This is a genomic window from Silvania hatchlandensis (assembly GCF_025564065.1).
Classification (GTDB): domain Bacteria; phylum Pseudomonadota; class Gammaproteobacteria; order Enterobacterales; family Enterobacteriaceae; genus Enterobacter; species Enterobacter hatchlandensis.
On record NZ_JAMGZK010000045.1, the window covers coordinates 62,363 to 86,982 of the forward strand.

The 24,620-nt window shown below is 57.3% G+C and carries 19 protein-coding genes; 9 read left to right on the forward strand and 10 right to left on the reverse strand.

What is annotated here, in order from left to right; genetic code table 11:
• Positions 1–50 precede the first annotated feature (50 nt).
• Together macB and macA are read right to left on the reverse strand one after the other, a co-directional pair.
• A complete protein-coding gene (gene macB / locus M8014_RS08515) occupies positions 51–1,991 on the reverse strand; it encodes a macrolide ABC transporter ATP-binding protein/permease MacB (protein ID WP_271282087.1) in 1,941 nt (646 codons plus the stop codon).
• Entirely contained in the window at positions 1,988–3,103 is a 1,116-nt protein-coding gene (gene macA, locus M8014_RS08520; protein ID WP_271282088.1) for a macrolide transporter subunit MacA, read from the reverse strand. Before macA ends, macB begins: the two co-directional genes overlap by 4 nt.
• Before the next feature lie 161 nt (positions 3,104–3,264).
• Between macA and M8014_RS08525 the strand changes: the two genes are divergently transcribed.
• Positions 3,265–4,212, forward strand: coding sequence for a VirK/YbjX family protein (locus M8014_RS08525; protein ID WP_271282089.1), 948 nt, complete (start codon positions 3,265–3,267; stop codon positions 4,210–4,212).
• On the opposite strand, the gene M8014_RS08530 is transcribed toward M8014_RS08525, so the two are convergent.
• Positions 4,209–5,867 (reverse strand): ATP-dependent endonuclease, encoded by a 1,659-nt coding sequence (locus M8014_RS08530; RefSeq protein WP_271282090.1) that lies wholly within the window; start codon positions 5,865–5,867, stop codon positions 4,209–4,211. The genes M8014_RS08525 and M8014_RS08530 overlap by 4 nt on opposite strands.
• 371 nt (positions 5,868–6,238) lie before the next feature.
• Between M8014_RS08530 and aqpZ the strand changes: the two genes are divergently transcribed.
• From aqpZ to hcr, 4 genes are all read left to right on the forward strand, one after another.
• Positions 6,239–6,970, forward strand: a complete 732-nt coding sequence (gene aqpZ, locus M8014_RS08535; protein ID WP_271282091.1) for an aquaporin Z — start codon at positions 6,239–6,241, stop codon at positions 6,968–6,970.
• A 143-nt stretch (positions 6,971–7,113) separates the two neighbouring features.
• On the forward strand, positions 7,114–8,013 hold the full coding sequence (locus tag M8014_RS08540; protein ID WP_271282092.1) for a LysO family transporter: 900 nt from the start codon (positions 7,114–7,116) through the stop codon (positions 8,011–8,013).
• A gap of 143 nt (positions 8,014–8,156) precedes the next feature.
• Positions 8,157–9,809 (forward strand): hydroxylamine reductase, encoded by a 1,653-nt coding sequence (gene hcp / locus M8014_RS08545; protein WP_271282093.1) that lies wholly within the window; start codon positions 8,157–8,159, stop codon positions 9,807–9,809.
• A gap of 11 nt (positions 9,810–9,820) precedes the next feature.
• Positions 9,821–10,789, forward strand: a complete 969-nt coding sequence (hcr, locus tag M8014_RS08550) for an NADH oxidoreductase (protein WP_271282094.1) — start codon at positions 9,821–9,823, stop codon at positions 10,787–10,789.
• A 66-nt stretch (positions 10,790–10,855) separates the two neighbouring features.
• Here hcr and M8014_RS08555 read toward each other — a convergent pair whose 3' ends face one another.
• Positions 10,856–11,290, reverse strand: a complete 435-nt coding sequence (locus M8014_RS08555) for a DoxX family protein (RefSeq protein WP_271282095.1) — start codon at positions 11,288–11,290, stop codon at positions 10,856–10,858.
• Between the two features lie 156 nt (positions 11,291–11,446).
• Between M8014_RS08555 and poxB the strand changes: the two genes are divergently transcribed.
• The 4 genes from poxB (at position 11,447) to M8014_RS08575 (ending at position 16,758) form a co-directional block, all read left to right on the forward strand.
• A complete protein-coding gene (poxB, locus tag M8014_RS08560; RefSeq protein ID WP_271282096.1) occupies positions 11,447–13,165 on the forward strand; it encodes a ubiquinone-dependent pyruvate dehydrogenase in 1,719 nt (572 codons plus the stop codon).
• Positions 13,166–13,203: 38 nt separating this feature from the next.
• Positions 13,204–14,205, forward strand: coding sequence for a low-specificity L-threonine aldolase (gene ltaE / locus M8014_RS08565; protein ID WP_271282097.1), 1,002 nt, complete (start codon positions 13,204–13,206; stop codon positions 14,203–14,205).
• A 10-nt stretch (positions 14,206–14,215) separates the two neighbouring features.
• Positions 14,216–15,652: a DUF2867 domain-containing protein gene (locus tag M8014_RS08570; RefSeq protein ID WP_271282098.1), complete on the forward strand. Its 1,437-nt coding sequence runs from the start codon at positions 14,216–14,218 to the stop codon at positions 15,650–15,652.
• Between the two features lie 92 nt (positions 15,653–15,744).
• Complete coding sequence (locus M8014_RS08575) at positions 15,745–16,758, forward strand: NAD-dependent epimerase/dehydratase family protein (protein ID WP_271282099.1); 1,014 nt, start codon at positions 15,745–15,747, stop codon at positions 16,756–16,758.
• 38 nt (positions 16,759–16,796) lie between these two features.
• Here the strand turns inward: M8014_RS08575 and M8014_RS08580 are convergent, their stop codons facing one another.
• The 6 genes from M8014_RS08580 to gspL form a co-directional block, all read right to left on the reverse strand.
• On the reverse strand, positions 16,797–18,584 hold the full coding sequence (locus M8014_RS08580; protein WP_271282100.1) for a glycoside hydrolase family 19 protein: 1,788 nt from the start codon (positions 18,582–18,584) through the stop codon (positions 16,797–16,799).
• Between the two features lie 144 nt (positions 18,585–18,728).
• Positions 18,729–19,169, reverse strand: a complete 441-nt coding sequence (iagB, locus tag M8014_RS08585; RefSeq protein WP_271282175.1) for a type III secretion system invasion protein IagB — start codon at positions 19,167–19,169, stop codon at positions 18,729–18,731.
• Positions 19,170–19,301: 132 nt separating this feature from the next.
• A complete protein-coding gene (locus M8014_RS08590) occupies positions 19,302–21,944 on the reverse strand; it encodes a glycosyl hydrolase family 18 protein (RefSeq protein ID WP_271282101.1) in 2,643 nt (880 codons plus the stop codon).
• A gap of 197 nt (positions 21,945–22,141) precedes the next feature.
• Positions 22,142–22,984, reverse strand: coding sequence for a prepilin peptidase (locus tag M8014_RS08595; protein WP_271282102.1), 843 nt, complete (start codon positions 22,982–22,984; stop codon positions 22,142–22,144).
• Positions 22,981–23,466 (reverse strand): type II secretion system protein M, encoded by a 486-nt coding sequence (locus M8014_RS08600; RefSeq protein ID WP_271282103.1) that lies wholly within the window; start codon positions 23,464–23,466, stop codon positions 22,981–22,983. The genes M8014_RS08595 and M8014_RS08600 overlap by 4 nt, the downstream gene beginning before the upstream one ends.
• Positions 23,463–24,608, reverse strand: a complete 1,146-nt coding sequence (gene gspL / locus M8014_RS08605; protein ID WP_271282104.1) for a type II secretion system protein GspL — start codon at positions 24,606–24,608, stop codon at positions 23,463–23,465. The genes M8014_RS08600 and gspL overlap by 4 nt, the downstream gene beginning before the upstream one ends.
• Between the last annotated feature and the right edge of the window lie 12 nt (positions 24,609–24,620).

Here is a 24,620-nt window from a genome sequence, read left to right on the forward strand (position 1 = left end):
GCCAGCCCGATCGGCTGGCATTTTTATTTGCGTCTTGTCCGACAAAAAACTTACTCCCGGGCCAACGCGTCCACCGGATCCAGTCGCGCTGCATTACGCGCCGGTAGCCAGCCGAATAGCACCCCGGTAAAGGTTGAACAGAGGAACGCGGTCAGTAACGCCATCGGCGAGAAGCCAATTTCCCAGCCGGGTAAAAACAGCTGCAGCGTAAAAGCGATCATCAGTGACAGCGAAATTCCCAGCGCGCCGCCCACCAGACAAACCAGCACCGCTTCGATCAAAAATTGTTGCAGCACATCGCTGGCCCGGGCACCGACCGCCATCCGGATACCGATTTCACGCGTGCGCTCAGTCACCGACACCAGCATGATATTCATCACCCCAATGCCCCCCACCAGCAGGGAGATGATCGCCACCAGCGTGAGAAAGAGCTGTAAAGTACGTGTGGTCTTTTCAGCCGTTTTCAAGAGACCGTCCATGTTCCAGGTGAAGAAATCTTTCTTGCCGTGGCGCAGCAGCAGCATCCGTTCAAGCTGCTGTTCCGCCAGCGTGCTGTCGTAACCCTCTTTCACCCGCACGGTGATCGAGTTGAGCCACGACTGGCCCATAATGCGCCCGGAAATGGTGGAATACGGCAGCCAGACGCGCAAAATTTTGCTGCTACCAAACATCGACTGCTTCTCTTGCGCCACCCCAATCACCGTCGCAGGCATATTGCCTACCAGGATAATCTCTCCCACCACGCTGGCTTTGTTAGGGAACAGCTGCCGCCGGGAGTTGGCGTCCAGCACCACCACCTGCGCCCTGCCCGAGAGCTGCTCGGCGTTAAAGGTGGTCCCTTCGCTGAAGGTCATGCCGTAGACGTTAAAATAGTCACCGCTGACGCCGTTGGCGCTGGCCGCTACGTCAATGTTCCCGTAGCGCAGCCGCAGGCTCTGGGACACCGCAGGCGTGGCGGAGTTAACCCACGGCTGCTTCTGGATGGCGGCGAGATCGTCATATTTCAGCGCTTGTTGATACTGCGGCTCGTCATCGCCAAAATCTTTGCCTGGATAGACGTCGATGGTATTGGTGCCGATGGCGCGAATGTCTGCCAACACCAGCTGTTTAGCGGCATCGCCCACCACCACAATCGACACCACCGAAGCGATGCCGATGATGATCCCGAGCATCGTCAGCAAAGTACGCATCTTATTGGCGGCCATCGCCAGCCACGCCATGGTCAGCGCCTCGCGAAAGCTGCTGGCAAACTGTCGCCAGCCGGATGGAGGCGGCAGGGCCACTTCCTGTCGCCGGGAGCCATTGCTATTGGGCGGGGGATTGCTGACTAACTCGCCGTCGTGGATCTCGACGATCCGCCCGGCCTGCGCCGCGACCTGCGGATCGTGGGTCACGATGATCACCGTATGCCCCTGATCCCGCAGCTGGTGGAGGATCGCCATCACCTCCTCCCCGGAGTGGCTGTCCAGCGCCCCGGTCGGTTCATCGGCCAGGATCACCTGCCCGCCGTTCATTAGCGCACGGGCGATACTCACCCGCTGCTGCTGCCCACCAGACAGCTGCGAGGGCTGATAATCCACCCGCTCGCCCAGCCCCAGCCGGGTTAACAGCGCCTGGGCCCGCTCAAGGCGTTTTTTGCGCTCCACGCCCGCATAAACTGCAGGCACTTCCACGTTTTGCACGGCGCTAAGATGCGACAGCAGATGGTAGCGCTGGAAGATAAAGCCGAAGTGCTCCCGGCGCAATTTCGCCAGCGCGTCGCCATCCAGCGTGGCGATATCGGTTCCGGCCACGCGATAGGTGCCGCTGGTGGGTTTATCCAGGCAGCCGAGGATATTCATCAGCGTCGATTTACCGGAACCCGAGGCACCGATAATCGCCACCATCTCCCCCGCTTCCACCCGCAGGGTGATGCCTTTCAGTACCTCCACCGGCCCATCCCCGGAGGGATAGCTGCGGCGAATGTCATTCAGCTCAAGCAGTGCGGTCATTGCGCCGCCCCTGGCAGGGTCTCGCTAATGACGACTTCTTCACCCCCTTCCAGCCCTTTCACCACCACCACGTCGGTGTCGTTGCGTGCGCCGAGACTGACTTCACGCTCGCGGGTCTCCCCGTTACGCAGCACTTTCACTTTATAGCGGTTGTCACCTGCCGACTCGCCCAGCGCCGCCAGCGGAATGGTCAGCACGTTCTTCACCCCGGTCAGCTGAATATGCACCTGTGCGGTCATCTCAAGGCGCAGCACCCCTTGCGGGTTAGGCACTTCAAAACGGGCATGGTAAAAAATGGCGTCGTTGACCTTCTCCGGCGTCGGCAGAATGTCTTTCAGCACACCTTCGTAGCGGGTCTGCGGATCGCCCAACACCGTAAACCAGGCTTTTTGCCCCGGCTTAAGGTGGATAACGTCCGCCTCGGACACCTGGGCCTTCACCAGCATGGTGCTCATGTCCGCCAGGGTCAGAATGTTTGGCGCCTGCTGGGCAGCAATCACCGTCTGGCCCTGCAGGGTAGTGATTTGCGTCACTTCTCCGCCCATCGGGGCCACAATGCGGGTGTAATCGAAGTTGGTTTTGGCGCTATCCAGCGTGGCCTGATTGCGTTTGATCTGCGCATCAATGGTGCCAATCTGCGCCTGTTTCACCGCCAGTTCGGTCGCGGCGGTGTCCAGTTCCTGCTGCGAAATCGCCTGGGTGGTGGCCAGCTGGCGTTGACGATTCAGCGTCACCTGCGCCAGCTTGCGTTCAGCATCGGCCTGGCTGCGCTGCGCACGCAGCTCCATCAGGGTCGCTTCGACCTCTTTGATCTGGTTTTCAGCCTGCTCCGGATCAATCACCCCCAGCAGCTGTCCTTTTTTGACCTTATCGCCGATCTCTACCGACAGCGTTTTCAGCTGCCCGCTCACCTGCGCGCCCACGTCAACTTTACGTAGCGCATCCAGCTTGCCGGTCGCCAGCACGTTCTGCTGCAGCTCGCCCGGACGGACAATCAGCGTCGTATAGTGCGGCACCGGCGCGTTAAGCGTTCTCCAGGCGGTAATCAGCGCAACGATAATGATAAGCGCGGCTATCACGTACCGTTTTTTAAGCTTTCTCCTGATATTCATAGCGATCCTGAGTCCTTCGTGTGATCCATCAAAATGAGAAGGATAACTTCAACAGCGGTTAAACAAAATTTGAAAGGTGATGAGAGTATCAGACTTATTGATATTTGGTTAAGTATACGGATGGTGAAATAAATACATCAATTCTACTGGATGGTTTCACCATGTCGCAGCTTACCGAACACACTTTTGCCCCGTCTCGCTCCATGACCCGTCTGGGATTGTTCTTCAATCTGTTTAGCGGTAAATGGCGTCCGGGTCAGTTCTGGCACCGCCGCAGCTTCCGGCTTAAGTTCCTGCTGCGCTCATTGCTGATGCCCCGCTTAAGCCTGGAATGGATGAACGCACTGGCACATTTTCCGGATCTGGTTGAGCTGTTGACCCGCCAGCCGCGCCTGCCCGTGCGCCTGCATCGCCCCTATCTGGCCGTCAATCTCGACCGTAAGCAGCTGCTGGAGGCCATCCGCTACCACTACGCCCGGCTGTACGCCACGCTGACACCGGCAGAACTGCGCGACTATCTGCAGGGCAACGGGCTGGTGCTGGCTCAGCTGGAGGGTAAAAACGGCGAACAGTACACCCTCGAGCTCACCATGATGATTACCCTGGATAAAGAAGGGGAAAGCACGATCCTGATGCGAAACGACGAGGGTGAAACGCTGGCGGAAATGACCTTCACGCTCTGCCAGTACCAGAATCAACCGACGTTGTTTATCGGCGGTTTGCAGGGCGGCAAGCGCGAGTTACCGCATGAGGAGATCCAGAAGGCGACCAAAGCCTGTCACGGGCTGTTCCCGAAACGTCTGGTGATGGAGGCGATTTGCCAGTTTGCCGCCCGCTTCGAGGTGACGCAGATTCTGGCGGTGAGCAACGAAACGCATATCTATCGCAGCCTGCGCTATCGCGATAAAAAGGACAAGATCCACGCCGACTACAGCGGCTTCTGGGAGACCGTCGGCGGCGAGTGCGATGCCAACGGCTATTTTCATATTCCCGGCACCGTCGCGCGTAAAAGCGAGGCCGAGATCGCCAGCAAAAAACGCGCGGAGTATCGCCGCCGTCATCAACTGCTGGATGCGATCCCGGCGCACATGTCCGGGCTGTTTCGTTAATCCGCTCTGCCGCGCGCCAGCCACAGCACGCGGGAGAACATTTTGCGCAGCAGGGTGGGCACAGATTCCACCCCTCTGCGCCCGGCCTCCATGGCCACCTCTATTGCCAGATCCGGTTTAGACGAGCGGTGGATCGCTTTGGTGATCACCCGCCGGATGTTCATCGGAATATTTTCCGGCAGCATCGCCACCCGGTGGAACACGTCGGAAAACCCCTGCCGGTACATGAAATGTTCCATGTCCATGGCGGGCAGCATCGTCAGATGTTCACGCTCTTCTTCCCGATCATTGTTAAGCAGCCCACGCACGGTGGCAGCATATTTCTTGCCCGCCTCGTCGCCGTCCACCAGCACATGCCACTCGATGCCCATCCGCCGGGCAAATTTCACCAGCGGCTTTAAGCCAGACTGGGCGAACTCAATCACCTTAATGCCCTCGGCGTCGAAGTGATGGCCACACTGGCGGGCCAGTTCGTTGATGACCCAGGTTTCGGTCTCCCCTTCCACCAGCAGCCAGCAGCGGGCAAACAGCGACGATGCGCGGTTGAAGCGAATATGAAAAGCGATCCGCCGACCATCTTCGGCGCTCATCCCCCCCGGCCCGAGGCGGTATGCGGTAACGCGCGACGATTCACGCACCAGCCTGCAGACGTGCTCAACCGGGGTTAACGACAGCAGTTCCCCGGAGTTGGTGGTGGTGATGCGCTGCAGAGGCAGCAGGTTAAGCAGGTGCCATGCCACCGACAGCATGATGGGATGCAGGCGGGTCTCGGGATCTTCCACCAGCAGCAGCGGGCGGGCGTCGCGGTCCAGCCGGACGGCTCCTTTCGCCTGCAGCAGGGTGGAGAACAGCCCCAGCAGGATCACCCGGTGCGAACGGCCGCCGGGCCTGTCGATCATCCGGTTGATGATGTCGAGATAGCGCCAGCTGCGCTGCTCGTCGTGCGATCGGCGTCGCATCAGCCGATTACGGACCGGTGAGGTGCCCTGCTCGGAAAAGTAGTGTTCCAGAAGCTGCACCATCGCCGACAGCCCCTGGCGGATCTGCCCGTCGGTCAAGTTTTGCGGCCGGGCCACCAGCTCGCGGGCCAGATAGTCCAGCTCGCGGGCGGTGACCTCCACGTCAGGCATATGTGGCACCGTGCCGTTGCGGATCCGCCGCATAAAGCGGGCATCGCGCAATCGCAGGACCGGCATCAGCCGCACCAGATGGCGCGCCAGGTCGTCAATCTCGTCAAGTGGCAGCGGGTTGCCCTGGGCGTCGAGAAACTCACGCAAGGTTAAGACGCTGTCATCATCGGCCAGCGAGCCCTCCAGGCGATAAAAAACGCGGTGGTGGTTGTCCGGGCATTTCACCCAGCAGTCGGCGAGCGGGCGAAAGCGCCGGACATGATGGCGACCCGGCTCCGATTCGCAAAAGGTCAACAGGATATGCAGATGGTGTTCGCGCCCCAGCACGTCGCCGGGTGGGAACCAGAAGTCGTCGCGCACAAAATGATAGAGGTCAGATTCCGGCGACAGCAGCAGAGTCAGGGCATCCAGCAGGCTGGACTTGCCCCAGGCGTTTTCGCCAATCAGGACGTTGTTTTGCTCGAGCATCAGCGACAGACGATTGATGCCGCGAAACCCCACGATTTCCACACGTTCAAGTAGCATGTGCCCTCCGGGAGAGATCCACTTTTTCCTTTTAAATTATCCGGAGTATAACGCCAGCACGCGCATGCGACACACGATGCCTTTTAGAATAGTGAACGACCCCTCGCGAAAATTAAGATTTTAACAACACGTTTTGACTTGAAAAAATTAAAAGCAGGTAAATGTCAAAGCTGGAGAAAATGCACTATGCTTTTTCGGCTGGCTTTTATAAAGGGATCAGCAACTCATTGCCCTAAATCAAACTTACCTTATTTATTTAGCTGGTGAGGGAGGTGCCGCATTTTTAGAATAGTGACGCTTCAAATATCGTCGCCCTTTTTTTGGCGATAAACGTTTCTTGCGCAGGTAAGCGCTATTTTATTGAGGTGGTTATGTTCAGAAAGTTAGCAGCTGAATGTTTTGGTACGTTCTGGTTAGTATTTGGTGGCTGCGGTAGCGCGGTTCTGGCGGCAGGCTTTCCAGAATTAGGGATTGGCTTTGTCGGTGTGTCACTGGCATTTGGTTTAACCGTATTAACTATGGCCTATGCCGTGGGCCATATCTCCGGCGGGCACTTCAACCCGGCCGTGACCCTCGGCCTGTGGGCGGGCGGGCGTTTCCCGGCAAAAGACGTGATTGGCTATATCATCGCCCAGGTGATCGGCGGCATTATCGCTGCCGCGATTCTGTACGTGATTGCCAGCGGTAAGGCCGGCTTTGACGCGGCGGCCAGCGGCTTTGCGTCGAATGGCTTTGGCGAACACTCCCCGGGCGGGTTCTCGATGCTGTCTGCTATCGTGATTGAAATTGTGCTGACGGCGGGCTTCCTGCTGGTGATCCACGGCGCAACCGACAAACACGCCCCGGCCGGTTTCGCCCCTATTGCCATTGGCCTGGCGCTGACCCTCATCCACTTGATCAGCATTCCGGTTACCAACACCTCGGTTAACCCGGCGCGCAGCACCGCGGTTGCTATTTTCCAGGGTGGCTGGGCGCTGGAGCAGCTGTGGCTGTTCTGGGTGATGCCAATTGTGGGCGGTATTCTTGGCGGCGTGCTGTACCGCACTCTGCTGGAAAAAAAATCGACTGCCAGTGCGAATGACGTGGTGTCGGATAACGCTTAGTTTACCCAACCGACAAAATAGTTCGTACTCACTCCAGGCCGGGCACGCGTGAGCGCCGCCCGGCTTTATTTTTTTGCACCTTTACTGAACAGCCTGAATTGGGTAGTGTCTCTGCGCCACTCATATAAAGGACCCGGTTGTTCATGTTTTCAGGACTCTTAATCATCTTGATCCCGCTTGTCGTGGGCTATCTTATTCCTCTTCGCCAGGTATCGGCTTTAAAACTGATCAACCGTTTTCTGAGCTGGATTGTCTACGTCATTCTGTTCTTTATGGGGATCAGCCTCGCCTTCCTCGATAATCTGGCCGCCAATCTGCTCTCCATTCTGCATTATTCCATTATTACAATTGTGGTTATTTTGCTGTGTAATATTGCGGCCCTGTTCTGGCTGGAGCGCACTATTCCGTGGCGTAACTATCACCAGCAGGAAAAATTACCTTCACGGATTGCAATGGCGCTGGAGTCATTAAAACTGTGCGGCGTGGTGGTGATTGGCTTTCTGCTGGGGCTCAGCGGGCTAGATTTTTTACAGCACGCCACCGAGGCCAGCGAATACACCCTGATCTTCCTGCTGTTCCTGATTGGTATTCAGCTGCGCAATAACGGCATGACCTTAAAACAGATCGTGCTCAACCGTCGGGGAATGATGGTCGCCGTGGTCGTGGTGGGTAGCTCGATGGTGGGCGGAGTGATCAATGCCTTTATTCTCGACCTGCCGCTCAATACCGCGCTGGCGATGGCCTCCGGTTTTGGCTGGTATTCCCTGTCCGGCATTCTGTTAACCGAATCCTTTGGTCCGGTGATTGGCAGCGCCGCCTTCTTTAATGACCTGGGACGCGAGCTGATCGCCATTATGCTGATCCCAGGCCTCGTACGCCGCAGCCGCTCCACGGCGCTGGGCCTGTGCGGGGCCACCTCGATGGACTTTACCCTGCCGGTGCTGCAGCGTTCAGGTGGGCTGGAAATGGTGCCTGCCGCTATCGTCCACGGCTTTATTTTAAGCCTGCTGGTTCCGGTAATGATGGCGTTCTTCTCGGCCTGATACTGCTTTGGCGGTAGCCTGCTACCGCCAAAATTGCGCTAAATCAATCTCCCTCTATTTTGTAGCAGAAAGACCTTTCCTCCCTTTCTTCACCAGCATAATCTTAAACATGTATCTAAAATATAACTTTAACAGGTGTGATTATGTTTTGTGTGCAATGTGAACAAACTATCCGTACCCCAGTCGGCAACGGCTGCTCTTACGCGCAGGGGATGTGCGGTAAAACCGCCGAAACCTCCGATCTGCAGGATCTGCTGATCGCCTCCCTGCAGGGTTTATCTGCCTGGGCGGTAAAAGCCCGTGAATACGGCATTGTCGACCACTACGTAGACAATTTCGCGCCACGCGCGTTTTTCTCCACCCTGACTAACGTTAACTTCGATTCCCCGCGTATCGTCGGCTACGCGCGCGAAGCTATCGCTCTGCGTGAAGCGCTTAAAGCACAGTCCCTGAACATGGATGCTCACGCCACCGTCGATAACCCAATGGGCGACCTGCAGTTGGTCAGCGACGATCTGGGCGACCTGCAACGTCAGGCAGCAGATTTTACCCCGAACAAAGACAAAGCCGCGATTGGCGAGAACATCCTTGGCCTGCGCCTGCTGTGCCTGTACGGTCTGAAAGGTGCGGCGGCCTATATGGAGCACGCCCACGTTCTGGATCAGTACGACAACGACATCTACGCGCAGTACCACAAAATTATGGCGTGGCTGGGCACCTGGCCGTCCGATATGAACGCTCTGCTGGAGTGTTCCATGGAAATCGGCCAGATGAACTTCAAAGTGATGAGCATTCTGGACGCCGGTGAAACCACCAAATACGGCCACCCGACCCCGACCCAGGTTAACGTGAAAGCCACTGAAGGTAAGTGCATCCTGATCTCCGGCCACGATCTGAAAGACCTGTACAACCTGCTGGTTCAGACCGAAGGTACCGGCGTTAACGTCTATACCCACGGCGAAATGCTGCCAGCCCACGGCTACCCGGAGCTGCGTAAATTCAAACACCTGATCGGTAACTACGGCAGCGGCTGGCAGAACCAGCAGGTGGAGTTTGCCCGCTTCCCTGGCCCAATCGTGATGACCTCTAACTGCATCATCGACCCTACCGTGGGCGCATACGATGACCGCATCTGGACCCGCAGCATCGTCGGCTGGCCGGACGTAAGCCACCTTGAAGGCGACGACTTCGCGCCGGTGATTGCGCAGGCACAACAGATGGCGGGCTTCCCGTACAGCGAAATCCCACACCTGATCACCGTGGGTTTTGGCCGTCAGACTCTGCTGGGCGCGGCGGATTCCCTGATTGACCTGGTGAGCCGCGAAAAACTGCGTCACATCTTCCTGATCGGTGGCTGTGACGGTGCACGCGGCGAACGTAACTACTTCACCGATTTCGCCACCAGCGTGCCGGACGACTGCCTGATCCTGACCCTGGCCTGCGGTAAATACCGTTTCAACAAACTCGATTTCGGCGATATCGAAGGCCTGCCGCGTCTGGTGGATGCCGGTCAGTGTAACGACGCTTACTCGGCCATCATTTTGGCGGTCACCCTGGCAGAGAAACTGGGCTGTGGCGTGAACGACCTGCCGCTGTCGCTGGTGCTCTCCTGGTTCGAACAGAAAGCGATTGTGATCCTGCTGACCCTGCTGTCGCTGGGCGTGAAAAACATCGTCACCGGTCCAACGGCACCTGGCTTCTTTACGCCGGATCTGCTGGCCATCCTCAACGACAAATTTGGTCTGCGTTCCGTGACCACCGTTGAAGAAGACATGAAGCAACTGCTGAGCGCGTAAGGAGTTTAAGAATGACAATGCCAACCCATCAGTGCCCGTGGCGGATGCAGGTTCATCACATCCATCAGGAAACGCCGGATGTCTGGACAATTTCGTTGCTGTGCCACGACTATTATCCTTACCGTGCCGGGCAGTATGCGCTGGTCAGCGTGCGTAATTCAGCCGAGACGCTGCGGGCGTACACGATCTCTTCAACGCCGGGCATCAGCGAATACATTACGCTGACCATCCGTCGCATTGATGAGGGGGCAGGCTCCCAGTGGCTGACCGGTGACGTGAAGCGTGGGGATTACATCTGGCTCTCCGACGCGCAGGGTGATTTCACCTGTGACGATAAAGCCGAGGATAAATTCCTGCTGCTGGCTGCCGGCTGCGGCGTAACGCCGGTCATGTCGATGCGTCGCTGGCTGGCAAAAAACCGTCCGCAGGCCGACGTAGAAGTGATCTTCAGCGTGCGTTCGCCAGAGGATGTGATTTTTGCTGACGAATGGCGTCACTACCCGGTCACGCTGGTGGCCGAAAACAACGCCACCGACGGCTTTGTGCCCGGTCGCCTGAACCGTGACCTGCTGCAGCGCGTGCCGGATATCGCCGCGCGCACCGTGATGACCTGTGGTCCGGCACCCTATATGGACATCGTTGAAGAAGAGGTGAAAGCCCTGGGCGTGAGCCGCTTCTTCAAAGAGCAGTTCTTTACGCCCGTGGCGGAAGCGGCAACCAGCGGGCTAAAGTTCACCAAGCTGCAGCCGGCGAAGACCTTCTTTGGCCGCGTCGGCAGCACCCTGCTGGACGCGCTGGAGAGCAATAACGTACCTGTAGTCGCCGCCTGTCGTGCAGGCGTGTGCGGTTGCTGCAAAACGAAAGTGGTCGACGGGAACTATACGGTCAGCAGCACCATGACGCTGACGGATGCCGAGATTGCCGAAGGTTACGTGCTGGCGTGCTCCTGTCATCCGCAGGGCGATCTGGTTCTGGCCTGATAAAAAAGCCCGGTCACGCTGACCGGGCCTGGAACTGAAATCCCCGCAATCCTGTCGGGGATTTTTTTATTTCCACGCCGGATCGCTCACCACTGAATAGCGACCTGCCCCTAAGAACGCCACCGCCAGCGCGCCCACGAAGAAGTAGACCAGGCTCTCAATTGCCCAGGCCCCTACCGCATCCAGCGCGAAGGTTTTACCGGTTCCGACCATCAGCCACGCCACCACCATGGTAAGGGCCAGCACCAGCGCCGACGGACGGGTCAGAATACCGAGGATAATCAGGATCGGGGCCAGCACTTCCCCCACCAGCACCCCGTAGGCAATAAAGCCCGGGAGCCCCTTCGCCGCCAGCATCCCGGCAATACCACCGACCCCATCGATGGCTTTATGCATGCCATGAAACAGCATCAATCCCCCTACCGCCAGACGTAACAACAGCTTACCGAAATCGTCGTGTGTTAGCGTTTTATTAACAGCGATTAACAATGATTTAACCATTTGAATTGATTCCTGTTTTTATTCTGTGTCGCGCCACAATATGACGAAATGTCGCTCAATGAAAGCAGCTATTAATGAGGGGGACGCCTTTACCGGGCATGGCGGTGAGTTTCATCTAAGCTTGTTAGCGTGATCACAATCAGGAGACGGACAACCATGAAACAAACCGTGGCAAGCTACATTGCGAAAATGCTTGAACAGGTCGGTGTAAAGCGGATCTGGGGGGTGACCGGCGATTCGCTCAACGGCCTGAGCGACAGCCTGAACCGGATGGGCACCATCGACTGGATGCCCACCCGCCATGAAGAGGTCGCCGCCTTTGCCGCCGGGGCAGAAGCACAGTTAACCGGCGAGCTGGCGGTCTGCGCAGGCTCCTGCGGACCGGGCAACCTGCATCTGATTAACGGCCTGTTTGACTGCCATCGCAACCACGTCCCGGTGCTGGCGATTGCGGCCCATATTCCGTCGAGCGAAATTGGCAGCGGCTATTTTCAGGAGACGCATCCTCAGGAGCTGTTCCGTGAATGCAGCCACTATTGCGAGCTGGTGTCGACGCCGGAGCAGATCCCGCAGGTGCTGGCCCTGGCCCTGCGCAACGCTATTCTGAACCGCGGCGTGTCGGTAATCGTGCTGCCCGGCGACGTCGCCCTGCAGGCTGCACCGGAAAGCGCCAGCAGCCACTGGTACCCGGCCCCGCCGCCGGTCGTCATTCCTGCTCACGCCGAGCTGAAGAAACTGGCGCAGCTGCTGCGCTACTCCAGCAATATCGCCCTGCTGTGCGGCAGCGGCTGTGCGGGAGCCCATGAGGAGCTGCTGGAATTTGCCAGCACCCTGAAAGCGCCAATTGTTCACGCTCTGCGCGGCAAAGAGCACGTGGAATACGACAACCCCTTTGATGTGGGGATGACCGGGCTGATCGGCTTCTCGTCCGGGTTCCACACCATGATGAACGCCGACACGCTGGTGCTGCTCGGCACCCAATTCCCGTATCGCGCCTTCTACCCCTCTGACGCCAAAATCATTCAGATCGACATCAACCCCGCCAGCATCGGCGCACACAGCAAAGTGGACATGGCGCTGGTGGGCGACATCAAGGCTACGCTGAGTGCCCTGCTACCGCTGCTTGAGGAGAAAACCGAGCGTAAGTTTCTCGATAAAGCGCTCAGCGACTATCGCGATGCGCGTAAAGGGCTGGACGACCTGGCGAAGCCGGGCGACAAAGCCCTGCATCCGCAGTACCTGGCGCAGCAGATCAGCCACTACGCCGACGAAGATGCCATCTTCACCTGCGACGTGGGCACCCCCACCGTCTGGGCCGCCCGCTACCTGAAAATGAACGGCAAGCGCCGCCTGCTCGGCTCGTTCAACCACGGTTCGATGGCCAATGCCATGCCGCAGGCGCTGGGGGCAAAAGCCACCGCGCCGGACAGGCAGGTGGTGGCGATGTGCGGCGACGGCGGTTTCAGCATGCTGATGGGCGATTTCCTGTCGGTGGTGCAGATGAAGTTGCCTGTCAAAATTATCGTCTTCAATAACAGCGTGCTGGGCTTTGTAGCGATGGAGATGAAGGCCGGGGGCTACCTGACCGACGGCACCGATCTGCACGACACAAACTTCGCCCGCATCGCCGAAGCCTGCGGCATCACCGGCATTCGGGTCGAGAAAGCGTCCGAGGTAGATGACGCGCTGCAGCGGGCCTTTGCCACCGACGGCCCGGTGCTGGTGGACGTGGTGGTCGCCAAAGATGAATTAGCCATTCCGCCGCAGATCAAGCTCGAACAGGCGAAGGGTTTTAGCCTGTATATGCTGCGCGCCATTATCAGCGGACGCGGTGACGAAGTTTTGGAACTGGCAAAAACCAACTGGCTCAGGTAAAACAATCGGCATCGCCTTTAAAATAATAAGGAAATGCCATGATTGATTTACGCAGCGATACCGTTACCCGCCCGACGCAGGCCATGCTCAATGAAATGATGGCCGCGCCGGTCGGGGATGACGTTTACGGCGACGACCCAACCGTTAATGAACTCCAGCGCTATGCTGCCGAACTGAGCGGCAAAGAGGCGGCGCTGTTCCTGCCGACCGGGACTCAGGCCAACCTGGTGGCACTGCTCAGCCACTGCGAGCGCGGCGAAGAGTACATCGTCGGCCAGGGGGCGCATAACTACCTGTACGAAGCCGGCGGCGCGGCGGTGCTCGGCAGTATTCAGCCCCAGCCTATCGATGCGGCCCCGGACGGCTCTCTGCCGCTGGACAAAGTGGCCGCTAAAATCAAAGCCGACGATATCCACTTCGCCCGCACTAAATTACTGAGTCTGGAAAATACCCATAACGGCAAAGTGCTGCCGCGCGAGTACCTGAAAGCGGCGTGGGAGTTTACCCGCGAGCGCAAGCTGGGACTGCACGTCGACGGCGCGCGTATCTTTAACGCCGTGGTGGAGTATGGCTGCGAGCTGAAAGAGATTACCCAGTACTGCGACTCGTTCACCATCTGCCTCTCCAAGGGACTGGGTACACCGGTCGGCTCCCTGCTGGTGGGCGATGCCGACTACATCAAGCGCGCCAATCGCTGGCGTAAAATGACCGGCGGCGGCATGCGCCAGGCCGGGATCCTCGCTGCGGCGGGCCTTTATGCTCTGAAAAACAACGTCGCCCGTCTGAAAGACGATCACGACAATGCCGCATGGATGGCTACCCAGCTGCGCGAGATCGGTGCCGATGTGATGCGTCACGATACCAACATGCTGTTTATCCGCGTCGGCGACGACAACGCCGCTGCGCTGGGCGAGTTTATGCAGGCCCGTGGTGTGCTGATCAACGCCTCCCCGGTGGTGCGCCTGGTGATGCATCTGGACGTCAACCGTGACCAGCTTGCCGATGTGGTTGCCCACTGGCAGGCATTTTTACAGCGCTAAGGAGCTAAACGTGCCGCAACGTATTCTGGTGCTGGGTGCCAGCGGGTATATCGGTCAGCATCTGGTGACGGCGCTGAGTCAGCGCGGGCATCATGTACGGGCGGCGGCACGCAACGTTGAACGCTTGCAGAAGCAGAACCTGCCCAACGTCACCTGCCATGCCATCGATCTCAACTGGCCGCAGGATCTGGCTGCCCTGCTGGAGGGCGTCGAGACGCTCTATTATCTGGTCCACAGCATGGGCGAAGGGGGCGATTTTATTGCCCACGAGCGCCAGGTGGCGATGAACGTGCGCGACGTGCTGCTGGAGACCCCGGTTAAACAGGTGATTTTCCTCAGCTCCCTGCAGGCCCCCGAGCATGAACAATCCGACCATCTCCGCGCCCGCCAACTGACCGCCGAGACGCTGCGCAGCGCCGGTATTCCCCTGACCGAGTTGCGGGCCGGGATCATCGTCGGCGCAGGCTCTGCCGCCTTCGAAGTGATGCGCGATATGGTCTATAACCTGCCGGTGCTGACCCCGCCGCGCTGGGTACGATCCCGCACCACGCCGATTGCGCTGGAGAACCTGCTTCACTATCTGGTGGAACTGCTGGACCATCCGGCCACGGAGCACCGGGTGCTGGAGGCCGCCGGGCCCGAAGTACTGAGCTATCAGCAGCAGTTCGAACACTTTATGCAGGTGAGCGGACGCCGCCGCTGGCTGATCCCCATCCCCTTCCCGACCCGTTGGATCTCGGTGTGGTTTTTAAACGTCATCACCTCGGTGCCGCCGACCACCGCTAAAGCGTTAATTCAGGGGCTGAAGCATGACCTGCTGGCGGACGATCGCGCGCTGCGGGCGCTGATCCCACAGCAGTTGATCCGCTTCGACGACGCGGTCCGCAACACGCTAAAAGAAGAAGAGAAGCTGGTGAACTCCAGCGACTGGGGTTACGACGCCCAGGCCTTTGCCCGCTGGCGGCCAGAGTACGGCTATTACCCGAAGCAGGCGGGCTGTACGGTAAAAACGTCCGCCAGCCTGAGCGCCCTGTGGCAGGTGGTGAATCAGATTGGCGGCAAAGAGGGCTACTTCTTTGGCAACGCCCTGTGGCAGACCCGGGCGATGATGGATCTGCTGGTCGGGCATAAGCTGGCAAAAGGCCGTCCGGCGGCGCCCTGGCTGCAAACCGGCGATACGGTCGATAGCTGGAAGGTGATTATCGTCGAGCCGGAGAAGCAGCTGGCGATGCTGTTTGGCATGAAAGCGCCCGGGCTCGGGCGGCTGTGCTTTACGCTGAAGGACAAAGGTACGCATCGGGAGCTGGACGTGCGCGCATGGTGGCACCCCCACGGCATGCCGGGGCTGTTTTACTGGCTGCTGATGATCCCGGCGCACCTGTTTATCTTCCGGGGGATGGCGCGGCGTATTACGCAACGCGCAGAACAGTACCCAGAAAAAGTCTGATTAAAACGCCGAATCTTTCACGTTTCCCATTGCATACAGGCGTAATTCACGGAAGAATGCGCACGAAATTCTTTTCTACACAGTGGATCGATATGAAGGTACTGGTTACCGGCGCCACCAGCGGCTTAGGCCGAAACGCGGTCGAGTTTTTGCGCAATAAAGGCATCAGCGTGCGGGCCACCGGCCGCAACGAAGCGATGGGCACCTTGCTGCAAAAAATGGGCGCAGAATTTGTCCATGCCGACCTGACGGAACTGGTCTCTTCGCAGGCAAAAGTGATGCTGGCCGGTATCGATACCCTGTGGCACTGCTCCAGCTTTACCTCTCCGTGGGGGACGCAGCAGGCCTTCGATCTGGCTAACGTGCGCGCCACCCGCCGTCTGGGCGAGTGGGCCGTAGCCTGGGGGGTGCGTCACTTCGTGCATATCTCCTCCCCGTCGCTCTATTTTGACTACCACCACCATCGCGGTATTCAGGAAGACTTCCGCCCGACGCGCTTCGCCTGCGAGTTTGCCCGCAGCAAAGCCGCCAGCGAAGAGGTTATCGATCTACTGGCTCAGTCGAACCCGCATACCCGTTTTACGGTACTGCGCCCGCAAAGCCTGTTTGGCCCGCACGATAAGGTGTTTATTCCGCGCCTGGCGCAGATGATGCACCACTACGGCAGCGTCCTGCTGCCGCGCGGGGGTGATGCGCTGGTGGACATGACCTACTTCGATAACGCCATTCACGCCATGTGGCTCGCCAGCCAGAGCCAGTGCGACAGTCTGCCGTCCGGACGAGCGTACAACATCACCAACGGCGAACCGCGCTCGCTGCGCAGCATTGTGCAGAAGCTGATTGACGAGCTGAACATTCACTGCCGGATCCGCTCGGTGCCCTACCCGATGCTGGATATCATTGCCCGCAGCATGGAGAGGCTGGGTAACAAGGCGGCCAAAGAGCCCGCGCTGACCCACTACGGGGTGTCGAAACTGAACTTTGATTTTACCCTTGATACGCGACGCGCCGAGAGTGAACTCGGCTATACACCCCTGGTGACGCTGGATGAAGGCATTGAGCGCACCGCCGCCTGGCTGCGGGATCACGGTAAGTTACACCGCTAACAAACTAAAACGGCAACCCGAAGGTTGCCGTTTTGCTTTTACAGCGCGGTCCAGGCGTCTGCCCATGCCAGGCCTACGCCCGGTTCATAGTATGCCGCTGCACTGTTACACCATCCACTGTACGGGAACGGTTTACACTGGAACAGCTTGCCGTGGTTATTCACGATGTCACCGGCGTTAAACTTGCTGGTAGCGCTCCATGCAGGGTAGCTGCCAGACGTCTCTTCGTCCGGAGATGCCGCTTTCGCATTCACGTTCAGCAGGTAAGTGGTGGTGTCGCTCAGCTCGCCATCGCTGACGGTCAGGCTTAATTCATACTGCCTGGCTGTAGCTGCTTCCGGCGCGTCGAAAGTCACCACCGCTTTATCTTCGCCGCTGACAGTCTGGCCATCCTGAGAACGCCAGGTGTAGGTCAGTTTATTGCCGTCTTCATCGGTAGAGCCTTCCGCACTCAGGGAAACCTTCGCGCCAGCGTCTACTGCACCGATCGGGCCCGCGATATGCGCAACTGGCGCATGGTTAGCGACTGGCGGTGTGACATCATCCGGTGGCGTGGTGTCGTCCGGTGGGGTGGTGTCGTCCGTTGGGGTGATGCTGGAACCATCATCGTTCACGATGTTGACGTTATAGAACTTCTGCACGCACTTCGTGTAGTCACCTTCTTTGAACGCGCTGAACGGCGTCTGGTAGCCCACCAGCTGGCAGGAGTAAGTTTTGCCGTCTGGCGTATCCGCGCTCCATCCCCAGTCCTGTTCCCAGTAGATTTTCAGTGCACCAGCGCCGCCTTCATCGAACTGCTTCATGTTCGCGCAGCCCAGTACTTCATCTTCCGGAACGGGTACCTTCAGGTAGTTGGCGAGCTCTTTGTAGTACTTGATACGGTTCTGAGACTGGGCGATTTCCGTCGGGCCGCCGCACTCGACGCCACCATTGATGATCTGGGTGGTTACACCAAAGCCCGGGACCAGTCCGTTCGCTTTATCGTGATCGTTCGGCTGCCAGGTACCGTCGATAACCTGCAGCATGCTCGGCTTAGGCGGTTGCGGGTAGGCGAAGAAGAAGATCGCACTCGCCAGGTTCAGCCAGGTGTCAGCCACCAGTTCCGGTTTATCCAGCAGCGTGCGGACATCGCCAAACATCGCTTCCGAGAACGGACCGTAGTTATAGTTGTAAGAGAGCTGTTTTGCACCGCGACCAAAGTAGCTCAGGAAATCACCGTCTTTGTCTTTACCGCACGGCCAGGTCTGCCCCTGCCAGATATCCGGGTTACATTCGCCGTTGTAGCCGCCTTTCTGGCCTTCGGTCCAGCCCATTTCACGCACGTAAACCAGCGCCTGACGCCATTCCGCTTCAGGGCGCCAGCTTTCATGCCCCCCGGTTTCCTGGGCGAAGTGGGCAAACATCGTGGCCAGTTCTTTACGGCAGATAGACTCACTATTGCGACCGTCATTATAGGTGTCGCACAGCGCCGGGAATTTACCCACGGCTTTCAGGAAGTTGCTGTAGCTGTAGTCCTTGGCGCGCAGTGGGAAAAGATATTCCCAGTCACTGGCTTTAACAATGCCTTCTACACGCTTCACGTTAGCAGGGTTTGCCGCCCGGCCAGGTTCAATTAGCTCAACCTGACTGTTATCGAGGGTGCGGATCGTTGCCTTCACCGACTGCATCAGCGGGAAGTTAGTCAACTCTTGCTCTTTCTTCGCAAGGTCGCTGGCCTTCATGGTGTAAGGTTCGGTGCTGTCCGCTTGCAACATAGCTGCCTGCGCCATAACGGGCGCCATGCATGCTGCAGCAATGAGAACGCTCAGTAATGTCCTTTTATTCATCTCAATTTTTCCTGTTGTAAACCATATAACAAATTCCATCCCGATTTATATATTGATCCTTTAATAAATAAATCCGGCGATGTTTCCTTTTTATTTTGTGAAGCACACCAGCCTGGTATGCTTCAAAAAAAAGTAAGGATCTCGTTACTGATATTTCATCCGCTGATAGTGCTGATATTTAACCCAGACTTTGCGGGCATATAACCTGCGCTGCGGGGAGTTTTCTTTTTTCAATCCAGCGTTATAAGCGCCTACCGCTTCCCAGTTATAGCCATACACTTTGATCATGTCGGCGAGGATTGATGCACCCACCATAATCGAGGTGCAGGGCTGGGTTATTAATCGGTACTCATCAATGCCTTTGCGTGCCAGCTCAGGGAAGTGGGAGCTATTAATCTGCATTAAACCTACATCGCGTGAACCATCGTCGTTACGGCCTATCGCGTAGGGATTAAGCCCGGACTCAACTTGTGCAATTGAAAATAATAAATACGGGTCAATGTGATAATTGTGTGCGGCCCTGTCCCAACAATTTGCCCATGCGCTTTGACTTAATAACAGTAACAGCAAAATAAAGCGTTTCATTTCTTCACCCATGCAGGTATTTACTTGTTCTTCTTGCCCTCCTGTCTATTTGAAAGCACTGACCGCCCCCGCAGTGGTTGACGGTCAGTTATTGCGGGCGAATATCACGCCCGCAATACGCGATGAAGAAGATTACTGACAGTCTGTTGCTGCGCCCTCTTTCACCCATACATCGCTGTGGGCTGGGTTGTCACCACGGGTCCACCATTTCGCACGGTAAACAAAACCTTCATAGGTGGTGGTGTCGCCGCCGTTATAAACCATCTCAGCACGCCAGTTGAACTTCACATTGCTGACCAGTTCCCAGGCGCCTTCACCTAAGGCAGGCTGATTACCCTGAGTCCAGTACTTCGCTTTCCAGACCAGGTGGTCGAAGCTGACGGTATCGCCAGTGTTGTAGACTTTGCTGGCTTCCCACGCCGCATATTTGCTGGCGTTAGCATCCACTGGTGCATCACAGCTACCCTTGCTGTCGCCTTCATCAGGCGGCGTAACATCGTCTGGCGCTTTCGGAGTAACAATCACCTGGACGTTAGACAGCACGCTGGTCTTGCCATCGCTGACGGTCACGCTCAGGGTTGAGCTTGTCTCAGAAGTCACGTCCGGTGCGGTAATACGAACGTTGGCAGTATCAGTGCCGGTCGCGTTCATATTTGCCGGTACGTTCCAGCTGTAGGTCAGCGCATCGCCATCCGGATCGTTTGCCTGCACGTGCAGAGACTGGGTCTGACCAGACTCGAGAGTGACGGCCTCCAGCGGATTGACAACAGGTGCCTGGTTCGCTTTTGGCGCCTTATTCACAACCTGTACGTCAGCGGTGCTGCTAAGACCTTTTGCATCGGTCACGGTCAGACGGAATGCCAGTGTCTGGTTAGCGGATACTGCCGGTGCGTTAAAGGTCGCTTTGGCTGAAGTGCTGTTGGCGAGAGCCACCGTCGCACCCGCCGTCTGCGTCCACCGGTAAGTCAGGGCGTCGCCATCCGGATCGGAAGAGGCAGAACCATCCAGCATAACGGTAACCGGACCTGTCACAGCCTGGTCAGACGCCGTCGCTACCGGAGCATGGTTGGTGATAACAGGCTCATCATCGGAAGGCGTTCCGCTGCCCAACAGGCTTTCGTTCATCGCGTTCAGAATGTCGCCGTTATCCGCTTCAATAGACCAGGCGAACAGACCACCCAGATTTTTGTCCAGAACATACTTACCTTTCGCATGAACGGAACGTGCATCGTCATAGCTCAGCAGTTCACCGGTGGTTTTGTTGAACAGATAAGGCGCTTCAGCTGCGGCGTCGTATTTGTACTCCCAGCCTGGCTTGCCTTTCATCTGGTTGGCAATCGCGCGGTAATCAACGATCCCGGGTTCCCAGGTTCCAGGAATTTTGCCGGTGGCAGTACCGGTAAATGGATTGTCGCCCGTGTAACCATGGACGCCAGTCCAGCCGCGACCATACATTGCCGCGCCCACGACGATTTTGCCCGGCTGGACATTCTGGGCGAGCATCGCTTTAACCGCGTTATCGGTGGTGTAGTTGGTATCCGGTTTCCAGGAAGCGCCGTACAGCGCCGTCTGATGGCCCAGGTCGGTGTTGCTCCATCCGCCGTAGTAGTCATAGCTCATCAGGAAGATATGGTCGACATATTGCTGTACGGTGGTGTAGTCAGCGTCTTCAATCTTATCGACGCCCGAGCCGATTGCGCTGGTCAGCTCGTAAGTCCGGCCGGTTTCAGCGGACAGCTCGTTAAGCATGGCGCGCAGTTCTCGCATCAGTGCGGTATACGTGGCTTTATCGGTCTGCGGATTGCCCAGAGTGGCATTCTCGCCGCCGCCGCCCGGGAATTCCCAGTCGATATCAACACCATCGAATACTTTCCAGGTTTTCAGGAACTCTTTAACGGAACCGACGAAACGGTCACGCAGGACTTTGTTGTCCATATGATAGAACGGATCGGAAAGGGTCCAGCCGCCCACGGAAGGCAGAACTTTCAGGTTCGGGTTGGCTTTTTTCATCGCCATCAGCTGGCCGTAGTTGCCTTTGTACGGCTCGTCCCAGCCGGTCACACCCTGCTGTGGTTTTTGCAGTGCAGCCCATGGGTCATGGATAGCGACGGTGTAATCCTGACGACCTGCGCAGGCACGCTTCAGGGATTCCAGCGCACCGGTAGATTTGGCGCTGTCGTTGATACCATCGCCGCCGCAGATTGGAATAAAGCCGTAAAGGATGTGGTTGAGGTTGGCAACCGGGATTTTGTCCACGCTGAAGTTACGGTCATACACACCCCACTCTGGGAAGTAGGCCGCAACCACTTTATCGGTATGCGTAGCAAAGGCTTTGTTATTCTCGTGCAGCGTGGTGGTCAGGGGCAGCAGGTGGCTACCATCCGTATCCGCAACAATGATTAACTTGCTGGCGCTGGTGCTACAGCCGCTGTTGTTACATACCTGTACCTGCTCCTGGTAACGGCCGCCTTTCTTGACCTTAAAGGTTGCAGAACCCGCCATGCCGCCCGCGCCAGACCAGACCTCTTTACCATCCAGCAGCACTTTCGCCGACGTCGGTGCATCGCCGCTCCAGACGTTCCACTCCACTTTAACATTTGCGCCATCGTGAACGGTTACCAGGGAGTTATAGTCCTGCGCTGATTGACTCACTTCAACAATGGAAAACTTATCATTGCCACTGGTCAATGAGGGCACACCTGGGACGGCTGCAAATACAGGGCTGACCGCCGCCGCCACAAAAAGCGCCAGATATTTAGGCTTCATAAATTTCATTTTCATTCCCGATAATTTATTTGTGAAATTAAAAACATGTCTTCCTTAAACATGAAATAAAACCAGCATACATTGAAAAAATTAAATACATTGCCACTTGAAATGTTTTTAATACTTTCAGTTAACCTCAACAAAAAGATGAGTAATGCATGCAGTTCATAACCTAAAGAGTATTTGAAAAAGAATTATCACTCACGTCATTCCCTTATCGAAAAAATATCAAAAATCATTTGACAGATTATTAAGGGGGTGAGCGAGTAACTTTGCAAAATAAAGGTAATAACACCCGCAACAGCCAGGGCGGGGCCAAAAGGAATGGACGCTGCTTTGTTGTTCGATTTTATAAAGAGGCAATACCCGGCAATGCCCGTTAACGACGCCAGTAATATTACGCTGGGCAGCGCCTGCCAGCCGCACCAGGCCCCCAGTGCCGCCAGCAGCTTGAAATCGCCGTAACCCAGCCCTTCACGGCCGGTCACCAGACGAAACGTCCAGTACAGGAGCCAGAGAAAGAGATAGCCCACCACGGCACCGACAATGGCGTCGCTCAGGGGCAGCGTCGGATGAGCGAGCTGAACCAGCAGCCCGGTCCAGAGCAGAGGTTGCGTCAGACAGTCCGGCAGCAGCAAATGCCGTAGGTCAATGAGAGCCAGCGGCAGCAAAAAAGCGCTTAACAGCCAGAGTGAAAACAGCGTCGGGATGTCCGGGAGAAACCAGGCCGTGGCGCCAAAAAACAGGAAGGTAAAAGCTTCGAGTAACCATAAGCGCAGCGGGATGGCGCTGCCGCAGTGGTAGCAGCGCCCGCGCAGCGCCAGCCAGCTCACCAGCGGGATATTTTCCCACCAGGCTAATTCATGCTGGCACGACGGGCAGTGCGAGGCCGGAAACAGCAAGTTGATCCGCGCCTCATCGTCGAGCAACATCGGCGGGATCCGCTCTGCCACTACGCCGAGAAAGCTGCCGATAATCGTGCCGAAGAGCGCACTCATCAGGCTGAACAGTGCCGGACAGCTCTCCCGAAGCAGGGCAAAGGCTGTCATGCCGCTTTTTTCCAGCTGAGCTGGATCTCCGCCCTGACGTCACTCTGATGATCGACAGGCGTCAGCTTCATCTTCTCCAGCCGGATACCCGAGACGGCGTTAATTTCTCGCAGCCAGTTTTTTAGCGCATTAATCTCCACCCGGGGCACAATAAAGGACAACGACTGCCCTTCCTGACGCACGTCATTCAGCGGCAGCTGAATTTCCCGGGCGCTGTTTTCAACCACGCTGCGCGGATTATCGGTTTTTGTTTGTTGCACCTGGAGATGATTTTTATTAATTTCGCCGCGCATCCAGGTCAGGGTTTCTGTCTGGCGCTTTAGCGTGGACTGGCTATTTTTAATCATATTATCCAGCGGAACCATGCCAGCGTAATAAACGACGGCGCAACAGAGTGCCGCGCCGCAGAATTTCATCAGTTGCTTTTCGCGGGCAGAGTAAGTCTGATACCGCGCTTTAAGTTGTTCGACACGCTCTTTCATTTATGTTTCCCGGTGATCATGGCAGTAAAGGGGGCGACCGTTGAAACCGGCTGCAGCGAAAAGTCAAAATCCGCACGGGTCTGTTCAATGAAGTTCTGTAGCGAGGCGCTGTTTTCACTGCTTACGCCAATCGTCCAGCTTTTTTGCGTACTGTCATAATCCAGCAGGTTAACCTCTATACCCGGAACCGCCTGCTTCGCTTTATTCAGATCGTCCATTTGCAGAAAGACACCCTTAGTGACCTTCTTCAGGTTCTGACCAAAGTGATACTTAATATTGCTTTGCTGGCGCAGGCTGGGGAAATGGTACTGATAGACCGTGACGATCTCCTGCTGCAGCTGGTTTTCCTGCTGCACCAGCATCAGGGCCATCGCCAGTCTCGGCCCCAGCAGCAGCCCGACGCTGAGCAGCGCCAGCGCCACCATCAGCCCTTTCAGCCCTTTGGGCGTACCGCCTCCGGCGCCGCTGGGGTTAAACTCGCCGTGCAGCATGTTGGCCCGGCAGGCCTGCCACTGCGGCTGGATCAGCTGCAATGGATGCTGCCAGGGTAAGGATTCATCCACCGTGACCCCATAAGGCGCCTCACCATAGCAGCGCACCTCCCCGGCCCCGGTTTTCTGCATCAGCAGCGGCAGCAGCGAGGCGTCGACTTCACAGGCGCTGGCCGGTGAAAAGCGCAGCCAGTAGCTCTCATCCAGCGATACCAGGGTGCTTCCCCCTTCAGCGACCGGCAGCAGCCAGGCATCAGGCAGCGCCTGCACCACCTTCAGCCCGGCCTGTTGAAAGCGGGCGATCCAGTCGCGTAAGCGCTGCGCATCAATGGCGACAGCATCCACTTCCCGTCCTTTTTTACACAGCACCGTCCAGTGCAGGTCGTCGACGTCGCCTATCAGCGTCTCCTCCGCCATCCACGAGAACGGCGACGTCTGGGGGCTGAGCCCTTTCGTTGGCAGAGAGAAGTGACGGAAGATCATCTCGCCAACGGGCAGCAGCAGACAAACATGCGACGCCAGCGGATGGTCCGCGAGGGTGTCCAGTGCCGCCATGCCCGGCAGAGAATTCACCTGCTGGCTGCCGGATTCGCACCACGCAAGCGTCCCGTCCTCGCGGCTATCGGGACGAATAAACAGTATTTTTTTCATCGGTATCGGCTT

Coding starts and splice junctions, on each gene's coding strand:
- macB (WP_271282087.1), bottom strand. CDS start 1,991: ATGACCGCACTGCTTGAGCTGAATGACATTCGCCGCAGCTATCCCTCC.
- macA (WP_271282088.1), bottom strand. CDS start 3,103: ATGAATATCAGGAGAAAGCTTAAAAAACGGTACGTGATAGCCGCGCTT.
- M8014_RS08525 (WP_271282089.1), top strand. CDS start 3,265: ATGTCGCAGCTTACCGAACACACTTTTGCCCCGTCTCGCTCCATGACC.
- M8014_RS08530 (WP_271282090.1), bottom strand. CDS start 5,867: ATGCTACTTGAACGTGTGGAAATCGTGGGGTTTCGCGGCATCAATCGT.
- aqpZ (WP_271282091.1), top strand. CDS start 6,239: ATGTTCAGAAAGTTAGCAGCTGAATGTTTTGGTACGTTCTGGTTAGTA.
- M8014_RS08540 (WP_271282092.1), top strand. CDS start 7,114: ATGTTTTCAGGACTCTTAATCATCTTGATCCCGCTTGTCGTGGGCTAT.
- hcp (WP_271282093.1), top strand. CDS start 8,157: ATGTTTTGTGTGCAATGTGAACAAACTATCCGTACCCCAGTCGGCAAC.
- hcr (WP_271282094.1), top strand. CDS start 9,821: ATGACAATGCCAACCCATCAGTGCCCGTGGCGGATGCAGGTTCATCAC.
- M8014_RS08555 (WP_271282095.1), bottom strand. CDS start 11,290: ATGGTTAAATCATTGTTAATCGCTGTTAATAAAACGCTAACACACGAC.
- poxB (WP_271282096.1), top strand. CDS start 11,447: ATGAAACAAACCGTGGCAAGCTACATTGCGAAAATGCTTGAACAGGTC.
- ltaE (WP_271282097.1), top strand. CDS start 13,204: ATGATTGATTTACGCAGCGATACCGTTACCCGCCCGACGCAGGCCATG.
- M8014_RS08575 (WP_271282099.1), top strand. CDS start 15,745: ATGAAGGTACTGGTTACCGGCGCCACCAGCGGCTTAGGCCGAAACGCG.
- M8014_RS08580 (WP_271282100.1), bottom strand. CDS start 18,584: ATGAATAAAAGGACATTACTGAGCGTTCTCATTGCTGCAGCATGCATG.
- iagB (WP_271282175.1), bottom strand. CDS start 19,169: ATGAAACGCTTTATTTTGCTGTTACTGTTATTAAGTCAAAGCGCATGG.
- M8014_RS08590 (WP_271282101.1), bottom strand. CDS start 21,944: ATGAAATTTATGAAGCCTAAATATCTGGCGCTTTTTGTGGCGGCGGCG.
- M8014_RS08595 (WP_271282102.1), bottom strand. CDS start 22,984: ATGACAGCCTTTGCCCTGCTTCGGGAGAGCTGTCCGGCACTGTTCAGC.
- M8014_RS08600 (WP_271282103.1), bottom strand. CDS start 23,466: ATGAAAGAGCGTGTCGAACAACTTAAAGCGCGGTATCAGACTTACTCT.
- gspL (WP_271282104.1), bottom strand. CDS start 24,608: ATGAAAAAAATACTGTTTATTCGTCCCGATAGCCGCGAGGACGGGACG.